Origin of the sequence: Clostridium fungisolvens, assembly GCF_014193895.1 — a bacterium.
Lineage (GTDB): Bacteria > Bacillota > Clostridia > Clostridiales > Clostridiaceae > Clostridium_AR > Clostridium_AR fungisolvens.
The window spans coordinates 18810-31439 of the sequence record NZ_BLZR01000001.1; the positions used below are offsets into that span (position 1 = coordinate 18810).

Genomic DNA, 12630 nt, shown 5'->3' on the forward strand with positions numbered 1-12630 from the left:
GTAAATATTAATTGGTGTTTCATCCAGTAAAAGGCATGTATAAAAAACACCATTATAAACAACTATATTATAAGTGTTAACTAAAAATTATAATTTTAGTCTGGATATACAATTTGTCCAGTTATATAGCAGTTTTAGGAGTTAAAAGGATTAACAAATTGTTAACAAAACATAAAAGGTAACAAATTGGTAAATATTTATATTGTTATCGAAAAGTGTTTAATGTTATAATTTTAGTATAAAACAATGATAGGGGGGGAGCAGTTTTCATATGTTATAGTATTTTCGATAATATGTGTAAACTGAGAATACGCATGAATAAAAGAGCAATATCAACGTTAATCGTATTCAGTTTGGTATTTGGGATTGGTGTACAGGCACATGCGGAGCCACTTACTGATAATCAAAAGCAACAAATACAAGATAGTAGAGACAAATACTCTGATGTAAAAAACAAGATAAGTGATTTGACTAATAAGATAGATGCATTAGATGACCAAATACAACCATTAGTAATACAGATTGATAAGAATAAGAATGAAATTAAGAGCGTAGAAAAGCAAATTAAAAACACTGAAGATGAGATTGATAAGGCTAGAGCTGATCTTGATGCCAAAGAAGAAGTCTTTGGAGAAAGAATGAGAGCTATATACAAAACTGGAGGACAGGAAAGTTATTTAGCAGTAATTTTAAGTTCAAGAGATTTTAGTGATTTTGTCAGCAAAATGGAAGCTGTTGGAAAACTTATGAGCTTAGATAAGCAAATAATAACCGAATTAAAAGACCAAAAGCAGAAGCTTGATGATAAGGTAAGTGATTTAAAAGCAAAAAATGATCAATTAGCTAAATTAAATGAAAGCACTCAAAAGCAGTTAGATGAATTAAATGCTAAGAAGAGTGATCAGCTTAAAATGGTTGCAGATTTACAAGAACAACAAAAGAAAGTTGCTCAAGATTTAAAACAATCTGAGAGCATGCTTATACAATATCCAGTATCTATAATCCAGAACACTTCAAGCTCAACTTCTGACTTGAACTCTGCTATAGATATGTTAAGACAAGTTAGAAAAACTGTAGTAAGTTCTGATCTAGATAGTGAAATAGTAAATTACATCGAAAAGGCTAAAGATACAGTAAAGAGTAGAACTACAGTTGCAGCTCCAGTATACAGTAGGGGAGGAGCAGTACCGGCTTCATCTTCTTCAGTTTTATCAGAAGCTTATAAATACTTAGGTACTCCTTATGTATGGGGGGCTACTGGACCAAGTTCTTTTGACTGTTCAGGGTTCACTAGTTATGTATTTAGAAAGTTTGGAATTAGCCTTCCAAGAACGACATATGATCAAATAAATGTTGGTTCTGCAGTGTCTTACGCAGATTTACAACCAGGTGATTTGGTCTTTACAAGAGGAACTGCATCAAGACCAGAACATGTTGGTATATATGTAGGTGGTGGTCAAATGATTCATGCGCCTAGAACTGGTGAAGATGTAAAAGTAGGACCTATCTATGGTTATGTTGCATCAAGAAGAGTGCAATAATTATTTAAAAATGAGAGCATAGTTAGTAAATAGTTTATCCAATGAGGTCAATATGACTTCATTGGATTTTTTACTGTTAAGGAAAGTATAAAACTTTTTGCTAGTTAAACCTAGATATTTCAATGCTTTTATAAGTTTTTTATGGCTATGCAGCAAAAAATAAAACTTATTCGCCTCCAGATTTTCCTCATATACATTCGGAAAGGCAGATGCGCAAAAAATTACTAAAGAAGAGCGCTTTAGCGAATTTTTTATCTTTTACCAATATATAGATATGCAAAGTATATCTACTATGTGAATGTCTATTGTAAATGTTGAAGTTAATTTTATAATAAATTTAAACAACTTAAGTTTTTGTAGGATATTTATTTAAGATGACGTGATTTACAGCTAATATTGAGATTATATGTGGAAGAATTATGATAAAATGATTTGTTTAAATATTTGTTATTGTTATGTATAATATATAAATGTATTAAATGGCAATGATATATTGTAGATACATCTGTAGATTTTACGATTATATTAATTTGTATATCATATTGAAAAGAGAGAGGAAGATAATGTTAGATATAAATATAAATAGAGATGAAATAGAGAAAATTGTAAATAATGATGAAAGTATTGATGATTTGCAGTTAGGCGGAATACACTTAATACAAAAAAAAGATGGCTTTAGGTTTGGCGTAGATGCAGTCCTATTAGCCAATTTCGCAAATGTAAAAAATAACAGCAGAGTTATAGACATGTGCACAGGTACGGGGATAGTGCCATTTATATTGGCTGGAAAAACTAAGGCATCAAGCATAACTGGACTTGAGGTTCAAGAAGAAATGGTCGAGATGGCAAACAGAAGTATTAAGATAAATGCACTTGAAGACAAGATGGATTTTATATGTGGAGATTTAACAAACTTACAACTTTTGAAAAGTATAAAAAAGGCAGATGTGGTTACTGTAAATCCACCTTATAAATTAGCTAGTTCAGGGATAATTAATCCAAGTGATAAAACGGCTATAGCAAGGCATGAAATATTATGTACATTAGAAGATGTAATAATTGCAGCAAGAGTGCTCCTTAAGGATAACGGTAGATTTTACATGGTACATAGACCAGAACGGCTTGCTGATATATTTTGTTTGATGAGAAAGCATAGGATTGAGCCTAAAAGAGTTAGGATGGTTCACCCTAATACAACAAGAGAGCCTAATATAGTTCTAGTAGAAGGTCAGAGAGATGGTGGAAAATTTATGAAATGGGAAGCACCTCTTTATGTATATAATGACAATGGACAGTATAGTGATGAAATAGAAAAAATCTATGGAAGAAGGTAATAAGTATGACAAAGCTTTATTTAGTTCCTACGCCAATAGGAAATTTAAAAGATATAACCTTAAGAGCTTTAGAAGTTCTTAAGACGGTTGATGTAATAGCAGCAGAAGATACTAGGCAAACTTTAAAGCTTCTTAATCATTATGAAATCAAAAAAACTCTAATAAGCTACCATAAACATAATGAATATGGAAAGAGCGAAGATATAATAGGTATAATTAATTCGGGAAGATCTGTTGCTATTGTATCGGATGCTGGTACGCCTGGTATATCAGACCCAGGTGAAATACTAGTGAAAAGGTGTATTGAAGAAAATATACAATTTGAAGTGTTACCAGGGGCTACTGCAACTACTACTGCATTGGTTTATTCAGGTTTTGATACCACTAAGTTTATGTTTAGAGGATTTTTACCTAGAGAGAACAAGGATAGGATAGAAGTAGTTGATACGCTTAAGGATAGAAGTGAAACTATAATATTCTATGAAGCTCCTCATAGACTTTTAAGTACATTAGACTTTTTGAAAGAAGCGTTTGGCAATAGAAGAATAGCTATATGCAGAGAGCTCACTAAACTGCATGAGGAAATTGTGAGAGTTACTATTAGCGAAGCTATTTCATACTTTTCAAATAAACAACCTAAGGGCGAATTTGTATTAGTTTTAGAAGGTAAATCTAAAGAAGATATTGAAAATGAGAAAAAAGCAACATGGGAAGACTTAAGTATTGAAGAGCATATATTGAGAAATATAAATAATGGTATGGAAAAGAAAGAAGCGATAAAGATGGTGGCAAAGGAACGAAAACTTCCTAAATCAGAGGTTTATAAGTATTCTACCAATATGTAGTGGGTAAAAATTTGAAGTTTTTTTCGGAGTAAAAAGTTAATAAATTAAATAAAATATCTTAATAACTTAGGTTTAAATTTATATGTTTTCATATAAAACAAAAAATAAGCGCTTCAAGGGGAGTTGAAGCGCTTATTTAAAGTAAAAATTAAAACTATATATAATTATTTGTTATCGTTTTTAAGTTCTACTAAGCAGTTCTTACAGATATTCTTTCCTCTGTAGTTTATAACATCTCTTGCATCTCCGCAGAATATGCAAGCTGGTTCATATTTCTTTAAAATTATTTGTTCACCATCTACATATATTTCTAGAGCATCTTTTTCTGCTATGTCTAAAGTTCTTCTTAATTCTATAGGAATAACTATTCTTCCTAACTCATCTACTCTTCTAACTACACCTGTTGATTTCATTTTTGTTTCCTCCTCATATCCTACATCTTTCGACAAATTATATTATAATACTAGCAAAAATGTAATATAAAGTCAATATTAATTGATAATATTTTTAAGTTTTTTACAAAAGTTTTATTTAGTAAACTTATATCCATAATATACTACCATTTTTTTCAAAAGTCAATACTACTAAATAGCATCAAAAATACATAATTCTTCAATAAATTTACTATATCTTCAATAATAAATAATTAAATTAATATTTTTAAAGAAATTAATAGTAAATTATTGAAAAAAATGAGCATTTATTAAAAAAACAAAATTAGTAAATAAAAAAAGTAATTTGTTGGAATAGTAGATTAGTATTGTCGAAATTAATCTATTTGTGATAGACATTTATATTTCTATATTAATAGTATATGTAAAAAAAATAAAAATTGTTTATGTTTATATGGAAAATAAGCCAATAATATTATAAAATTAACAAAATACTTATAGCGCAAATAATTAATAAATGCAAAAAACAATTATGCTGTAAAAATAATGTAATATTTTAAATGTATTAAAATAAAATAATTTGGTGAATAACGAATTATTTTATCAGTATTTCCACATGTAATAAACAGGTTATCCACATGAGAATTGTGGATAATGTGCAAAAAAAATTGTATTTTGAATATAAACACAATATGTTGTGTTAAGTTATCAACATATACTGTTTATAACCTGTGAATAACTGTGGATTAGTGTGGAAAAATACTATAGTTGAATATTTTACTAACAATAAAAATTAAATCACAAATAATTTTTATTGTAATAATTTGTTTTTGCTATGTTAAGATATTTTGTCAGAAGTTGATAGAGTTAATTATAGATAAACTAGTTCCAAATAAAATATATATTTCATAATCCTATTACTATTAATAGTTAACAAAACTATAGCTTAGTTTTATTAGATAGAACTGGATTATCTATTCCACTGAACTGATAAACTACTTCAGTCATTAAACTCCAAATAAAGATTTCGATGGTTCTACGAATCTTTATTTGGATAAATTCTAATATGAAGTAGTTTAACTATAGAATTAATAAGTAAAATAAATAGGTGGAATTAACTTGTAATAGGTTTATACTTACTATATAATATTATTAAAAGATAAAGTAAATTGAGTATATTTTAGAGGTGTTATTATGGACGACAAGAGTTTTGATTTAAGCTATGTTATAGAATTAGCAGAAGAAATGTCAAAGAACAGTATGGTTTCTTATGATGAGTTACCGAAATATGATTTATTTTTATCGCAAGTTATTGATTATTTAAATGATAAGTTTATAGATGATAAATATACAAACAATATTGTTCAAAACTATATAAAAAGTGAAGTAATAACTAAACCAGAGGATGGAAAAAAGAGAGGCTATACAAAGTTACACCTTGCACAATTGATGCTTCTAAGTTACATGAGGCCATTATTAACAACAGAGGAAATAAAGAAAGTATTTAGACTAGCATTTAATGAGATAAATGACAGAACTGATGATATCATATCATGGGAAGATGCATATAAAGTATTTTCTGAGGTCCAAACAGATACTTTCAAGGACTTTTTGAAAGCGCCTTTGTTAAATGAGGAGAAGATAGAAGATTTCGTAAAAAACTTGAAACTCGCTTCGTCCGATGAAGAAAGAATAAGAATATTTTTAATGGTGATGTCCCTTATAGCACAAGCAAGTGTAATTAAAAAGTTAGTTCAAAAATTGGTAAATGAATATCACGCTGAATAAATTTTTCACTGTTAAAGCTCACTGAAGAAGACCGCTTTAGTAATTTTTTATTCTTTAGGAAATTATATCTCAATTATATCTGTGGATAATTATGCGAACAGACTTAAGGCATAGTATAAGTTAAAGAATAAAAAAAGAAGAATATATCGCCTGCCAGAATTTCTTCACATACGTTCAGAAAAGGCAGATGCGCAAAAAAATTACTAAAGAAGACCGCTTTAGTAATTTTTTATCCTGGTTGAAAAATATGCATGCACAGAATTCTAGAATTTGCGCATGCATATTTTTTTGCTGTATAGGAAATTATAAAGTTTTTATTCTTTAAAAATTTACAACTCAAGTATATCTGTGGATAAATATGAGTAACGACTTAAAATATAATATAATTTAAAGAATAAAAAAGAAGAACATGTCGCCTGCCAGAATTTCTTCACTACGTTCAGAAAAGGCAGATGCGCAAAAAAATTGACTAAAGAAGATCACTTTAGTCAATTTTTTATTATTGTATATCACTTAAAGATAAATTTACAACTGGATAACTATCTGCATCTGTATCATCATAGTGCCACCACTCAGTTTGTATCGGGTTAAAACCATGTTTCTCCATTATGGAAGTAAGCAAATTCATATTATTTCTAGCGTTTATGCTCATAGAAGTACTGTTTCTATATGCATTGGTGCTAAACTCATCAAAACCAGTAGGCATTTCTACTTCTTTTCCATTTTCATCAACCAATGTGATATCAACTGCAGCCCCCCTATTATGTCTAGACCAATTTGCATAAGGACTTGCAATGAAGCGAGTATCATGAACTATGCTCCAAAAATACTGCTGTACTTCTGGTGGACGGTATGCATCCCATATTTTTATTCTATATCCAAGCGTTTTAAACTCATTATTTGCAGCAATAAGCTTATCAAGAGTTCCTTTTTGTAGAAGGCATATATCTTTTGGATAAACCTTTTTTTTGGTGAAGTTATTATCAGTAGCATATCTAAGATCAATTACAATAGAAGTATCATAATCAACCACGTGAACTAATCCATTATATGAGACTTTTGAGCTAAATGGAGAGTGTTGTTTAAGTGAGAAAGACTTAACTTTAATTATTGTAGCACTTGCATTTTGATTATCATATATGAAAGATAGATATACCCCAACAAAAAGGCCGCATATTACTACAAATAAAACAGGGATATATCTTTTTAAAAGACTTAAATTCATGTTGAAAAATCTCCCTTTGACATACACATTTGTTATTCTATAATTAACTTATCGTGTTTTTATTATACCACTAAAGTTGCATCGTTGAGAAAAAGGATGAATATATGGAAAAAAAGGATATTAAGATATCAGTTAGGAATATAGTAGAGTTTATACTTAGAACAGGAAGTATAGATAATAGATTTATGAGCAAGTCGAGGGCTCAGGAAGGTATCAAAGCTCATCAGAAACTTCAAAAGCAAAATGAAAAGGAACTTTCAGATTACCAAAAAGAAGTCTATATGAAACATAAGTTTCAATTTGATAAATTCGATATCATTATCGAAGGAAGAGCTGATGGGATAATTAAGGATAGCAATGCTGTTATTATTGAGGAAATAAAAAGTACTAATAGTAATTTAACTATTATAGACGAGGATTATAACCCCCTTCATTGGGCTCAAGCTAAATTTTATGCTTACTTTTATTTGATTGACAACAAGCTTGATAAGATTGATATTCAACTTAGTTATTACCAACTGAGTACAAATGAAGTTAAATCCATAAGAAAAAGTTTTAGTGAATATGAGCTTGAAAGTTTTGTTATGAGTGTAGTAGAAAGGTATTGTTTATGGGCAGAGAGAGAAGCAGAGTGGAAGGAGAAAAGGAATAATTCCATTTATGAAGTTACTTTTCCTTTCAGTACTTATAGAAAAGGGCAAAGAGAGCTTGCAGTTGCTGCGTACAACACAATAAAGCAGGAAGATACTTTATTTGTTCAGGCTCCTACAGGCATAGGGAAAACAATATCAACAATATTCCCTGCAGTAAAAGCATTAGCTGAAGGGCATGGCGATAGAATTTTTTACCTTACGGCTAAAACAATAACTCGAACAGTTGCAGAAGAGGGATTTGAAAGATTAAGAGAAAAGGGTTTAAGTTGCAAATCAATTACAATTACTGCAAAAGATAAAATATGTTTTAACAAAGGAGCTGCATGTAATCCTGAAGAATGCAAGTATGCGGAGAACTACTATGATAAAGTAAATGAGGCAATATTAGATATAATAACAAATGAGGATTCCCTAACAAGGAATACAATTGAGCAATATGCTATGAAACACCAGTTATGCCCTTTTGAATTCTCTTTAGATTTAACGTTTTGGTGTGATGCTATAATTTGTGATTATAATTATGCTTTTGATCCTAAGGTGTATTTAAGAAGATTTTTTGAGGATATAAGTGAGAAATATATTTTTTTAATTGATGAGGCACATAATCTGGTAGAACGTGCAAGAGAAATGTTTTCTGCTGAGATAGATAAAAGTAAAATAATGGAGTGTAAGAAAATAGCCAAGGGTAAATTACCTGGAATGCATAAAAGTCTTAACGCATTAAATAGTTTTATGATTGAGCTGAGAAGAAGAACAGAAGAAATACAGGAAGATCATCTGGTACTTGATGAAAATCCTAGAGAAATATATCCATTGATAAGAAATTTTCTAAGAGAATGTGATGAATATCTAATAAAAAGTAGAGGTACTGAAGGTTACGAGAGCATATTGGAATTATATTTTCAATTAAATTCTTTTATAAGTATAGGCGAAAGCTATGATGATGGTTATATAAGTTATGTAGATTGCTCAAATAAAAAAGTTACATTAAAGTTATTTTGTATTTATCCTAGAAATAAAATGATAAATTCAATGGAGAGAGCAAGTAGCAGAATAATTTTTTCGGCAACATTGACACCATTAAATTATTTTATTGATATATTAGGAGGTAATGAACATAGTTATAAGCTTAGATTAGCATCACCCTTTGATAGAGAAAACATGAGTTTAAATATAGTTAAACTTTCCACAAGATATAAGCATAGAGAAAAGAATATAAAAAGTATAGTTGATTATATATATAATTTTACAAGTTCAAAACTAGGTAATTATATGGTGTTTTTACCATCATACTCATTTATGATTAATGTATATGAAGAATTTATAAAAACATACCCATATTTACAAACTCTACTTCAGAGTGGTGAAATGAATGAAGACGAAAGAGAAGAGTTTCTTAATAGATTTAGCAACAATCCTCAAAATACTATGATAGCTTTTTGTGTAATTGGAGGGATATTTTCTGAAGGGATAGATTTAACAAATGACAGGCTTATCGGTGCCGTAATTATTGGTGTTGGACTTCCTCAATTATGCACTGAAAGGGAATTAATAAGAAACTTTTTCGATGATAATTCTACAGGTTATGATTATTCCTATACCTATCCTGGCATGAATAAGGTTCTTCAAGCTGCTGGAAGAGTCATTAGAACAGAAGATGATATAGGGGCAGTATTACTTATTGATGATAGGTTTGCAACAAATAAATATATGACTTTGATGCCAAGGGAATGGGTAAGTAAATATAATATTATAAAGGACCCAAATTCATTAAAAGCTGGGCTGCAAGAATTTTGGAATACGGAAGTTAAATAATAAAGTGGTACACCAATATGAAATGGTGTACCACTTTAATGTTATCAATATATTAAACATTAAATTTTACTGAATAATTGCAAGAGAAAGTTTCTTTTTCTGCAAGCTTTAAAATCCCTTCTTTTTGTGAAAAGTCTCCAGTAAAGTCTTCAAAGTCAGAGTGTCCAAGCCATGGTTCGATACAAACAAAAGGCGCTCCTGATGGTTTTGACCAAAGCCCTAGATAAGGGAATTCTGAAAAATTAAAATCTAGTGATTTGGAATGATTTTTAGACTTTAAGGAAATTACTTCTGAATTTAAATTTTTTAGCACCAAGGCATCATTTTTAAATAATTCTTTGGATAAAGGAATGATTTTCTCATTTTCCAAGAATGGTATTTGCTCTCTCTTGAAAAAGCCATTACTATTTAGAGGCATTAAGGAACATGTTTCATTTTCACTGAACTCAAAATAATAATCATTCATTGTTTCATTGTCATATAAAGGACACATAAAAGCAGGATGTGCACCTATTGAGAACAACATATCTTTAGAATCAGCATTGGTTACCACATATTTAATATTTAAAGTATTTTCAAATAAAGAATATATAATTTTAAGTGAGAACTTGAAAGGAAATACCTTCAAAGTTTCTTCAGAATATTTTAATTCATATGTAAAGGAGTTTTCACTTTTTTCTATTAGTTCAAAGTCCTTTACTCTAGCAAGCCCATGTTGAGGCAGTGTATATTTAACTCCATCAACTGAGTACTCATTATTATTTACTTTTCCTACGATAGGGAATAGAATTGGAGCATGGTATTTCCAAAAGGTTTCATCACCGTTCCAAAGAAATTCTGTTCCATCTATTTTTGATAATATGCTATGAAGTTCACCACCATGAGTTGAGCTACTTATTTTTAAAAATTGATTTTCTATAGTATTTATCATACAAGTCATCCTCTCTAAATCTAATACAATTCATATTTTTAGTTATATGCCCAGAACCCATAGCAGTTTCGAAAACAGTAGGTCTTGGGTTTTTTTATTATGTATAAATTAACATTTGCATAACAAGTAAATTATACTACTTACTAAGTGTATAAACAAAATAAAATTATTTATAATTACAAGGACATGATCTTGGTACAGAGATTTTAGTACAGATTATGCTTAATATATTATTAAAATAAAGTGGTTATGCAGGAGATGCTATATGAGCGAGCAATTAGAATTAAATGATCTTGTCAGATGGAATGGCGTTAATAAACTGTACTGTTCGAACGTAGTGAGTTTACAGTTTTAGCCATGGAATATGACAAAATCATATTAATTCTTTGCGCAAGTTCATTAAAGCATCGGATGCGTAATCACTTTATTTCAACATGGTCTAATAGCGATTAGCTATAAGTATTAATTTATTCATAAATGTAACACTTTATTAATGGACAATATTATAACAATAAAATATAATTACTTGTTGTATAGAATAAATTTTTACTTTTAATTACGGAAGGTTAAGCCAATGGAAAAGAATAAATCTATAACAAGAAATGTAATTTTTAAAGTGTTATTAAGTACTTTTAATATAATTGTGCCATTAATAATCGGACCTTATGCTTATAGAGTAATAGGTGATGATCATATGGGAATGATCAATCACGCAGATGCTATATATAATTATTTCTATATTTTTGCGACCTTTGGAATTTATCAATATGGGTTAAGGGAAATGAGCAGAATAAGAAATGATAAAAATAAGCTTAAGACGGTATTTACTAGTTTATTCGTTATAGGAGTTATAGCAAATATAATAGTTTTAAGCATATTTATTATATTTACCAATATGGAGTACGGAGGAACTATAAAGTATCCTGTATTAATGTTGTATTCTATAAATATATTTGCAAATGTATTTTATATTGAATGGGCAAATGAAGCTTTAGAAAATTATGACTTTATAGCTATTAAAACAATAATTGTCAGGATTATATACCTTATTTGTCTTTTTGCTTTTGTGAGAACTGAAAAAGATTATATTATATATACATTAATAATAAACGCATATACTCTTTTAAATTATTTTGTGAGTTTTATTTATATAAAAAGAAAAATAGGATTTGACTTTAAAGGAATAAAGCTAAATATACATATAAAATATCTATTGATGTCTTTAGTAATGGGAAATGCTAATATGCTCTATATACAACTTGATAGAGTTATGCTAGGAAATTATGTTAATGATAGATCCGTAGCATACTATACCTTATCTTCATATATAACATCTATGGTAAATACTTTAATATTATCAGTTGTGTATGTAACAATACCGAGATTGGCAAATATTATTGCAAAAGATGATCAAGAAGGTTATCATAATCTCTTAAATAAGGTTTGTGAAAATCTATTTGCGTTTATATTTCCAGCTGCAGTGGGCATATTTGTTGTAGCAAGAGAAATAGTGCTTATTTATGGTGGAGCAAAGTATGTTGATACTATTCCTGTATTACAAGGTTTTTGTTTGTTCATGATAACTTCAGCATTTGAGTCTGTATTTACTAATCAAATACTATATGTAAAAAGAAGAGAGAGAAGACTTGTGTTATTCATCTTAGCGGCAGGTATCATGAATTTAATATTTAATATAACACTAATTAAACTTGGCATATTTTCAGCAGTTACTGCTATTTATACAACTGCGTTAGCTAATTTCCTGTTAATTAGCATGGAACTAATGTATTCAATATTTGTTCTTAAGGTAAAGCTGAATTTATTTAGATTTGAGAAGCTTAAATATCTCTTATATTCTTTGATGTTTGTTCCTATAACTTTAGGTATAAGAATGATAACCAATAGAGTTGTTCCAGTATTTTTTATTGCAGTAGCAATTAATGTACTTTATTATTTAGTACTTTTGTATATAACAAAAGATAAAGTTCTAAAAGCTTTTATAAATAAGTTTTTTAAGAAGGCACATAGTATTTAAAGGAAAGCAGTACCTTTTTATTATAAAAAGGTGCTGCTTAAATTTTAATCTTTATAATACTATTAATAGTT

Annotated in this window: 9 protein-coding genes; 6 read left to right on the forward strand and 3 right to left on the reverse strand. The window is 29.0% G+C overall.

The features are described from left to right. The first annotated feature begins 314 nt into the window (after positions 1-314). The 3 genes from bsdtw1_RS00095 to rsmI all read left to right on the forward strand — a co-directional run bounded on the left by bsdtw1_RS00095 (position 315) and on the right by rsmI (position 3720). Positions 315-1541 (forward strand): C40 family peptidase, encoded by a 1227-nt coding sequence (locus tag bsdtw1_RS00095; protein ID WP_183275576.1) that lies wholly within the window; start codon positions 315-317, stop codon positions 1539-1541. Between the two features lie 563 nt (positions 1542-2104). After that, positions 2105-2875 (forward strand): tRNA1(Val) (adenine(37)-N6)-methyltransferase, encoded by a 771-nt coding sequence (locus tag bsdtw1_RS00100; RefSeq protein ID WP_183275577.1) that lies wholly within the window; start codon positions 2105-2107, stop codon positions 2873-2875. Next, positions 2875-3720 (forward strand): 16S rRNA (cytidine(1402)-2'-O)-methyltransferase, encoded by an 846-nt coding sequence (rsmI, locus tag bsdtw1_RS00105; RefSeq protein ID WP_183279685.1) that lies wholly within the window; start codon positions 2875-2877, stop codon positions 3718-3720. Before bsdtw1_RS00100 ends, rsmI begins: the two co-directional genes overlap by 1 nt. Before the next feature lie 164 nt (positions 3721-3884). Here rsmI and bsdtw1_RS00110 read toward each other — a convergent pair whose 3' ends face one another. Then, positions 3885-4133 carry an AbrB/MazE/SpoVT family DNA-binding domain-containing protein gene (locus tag bsdtw1_RS00110; RefSeq protein WP_183275578.1) on the reverse strand — a complete coding sequence of 83 codons (249 nt, stop codon included), beginning with the start codon at positions 4131-4133 and terminating at the stop codon, positions 3885-3887. A gap of 1173 nt (positions 4134-5306) precedes the next feature. On the opposite strand from bsdtw1_RS00110, the gene bsdtw1_RS00115 reads away from it, so the two are divergent. Continuing rightward, positions 5307-5900, forward strand: coding sequence for a DUF1836 domain-containing protein (locus bsdtw1_RS00115; RefSeq protein ID WP_183275579.1), 594 nt, complete (start codon positions 5307-5309; stop codon positions 5898-5900). A gap of 499 nt (positions 5901-6399) precedes the next feature. Here the strand turns inward: bsdtw1_RS00115 and bsdtw1_RS00120 are convergent, their stop codons facing one another. Then, the gene (locus bsdtw1_RS00120) at positions 6400-7125 is read right to left on the reverse strand and encodes a M15 family metallopeptidase (RefSeq protein ID WP_183275580.1); all 726 of its coding nucleotides are present in this window, start codon (positions 7123-7125) and stop codon (positions 6400-6402) included. Between the two features lie 104 nt (positions 7126-7229). On the opposite strand from bsdtw1_RS00120, the gene bsdtw1_RS00125 reads away from it, so the two are divergent. After that, positions 7230-9593 carry an ATP-dependent DNA helicase gene (locus bsdtw1_RS00125; protein ID WP_183275581.1) on the forward strand — a complete coding sequence of 788 codons (2364 nt, stop codon included), beginning with the start codon at positions 7230-7232 and terminating at the stop codon, positions 9591-9593. Positions 9594-9645: 52 nt separating this feature from the next. On the opposite strand, the gene bsdtw1_RS00130 is transcribed toward bsdtw1_RS00125, so the two are convergent. After that, positions 9646-10524, reverse strand: coding sequence for an aldose 1-epimerase family protein (locus tag bsdtw1_RS00130; protein WP_183275582.1), 879 nt, complete (start codon positions 10522-10524; stop codon positions 9646-9648). A gap of 574 nt (positions 10525-11098) precedes the next feature. On the opposite strand from bsdtw1_RS00130, the gene bsdtw1_RS00135 reads away from it, so the two are divergent. Next, positions 11099-12559 carry an oligosaccharide flippase family protein gene (locus bsdtw1_RS00135; RefSeq protein WP_183275583.1) on the forward strand — a complete coding sequence of 487 codons (1461 nt, stop codon included), beginning with the start codon at positions 11099-11101 and terminating at the stop codon, positions 12557-12559. Positions 12560-12630 lie beyond the last annotated feature (71 nt).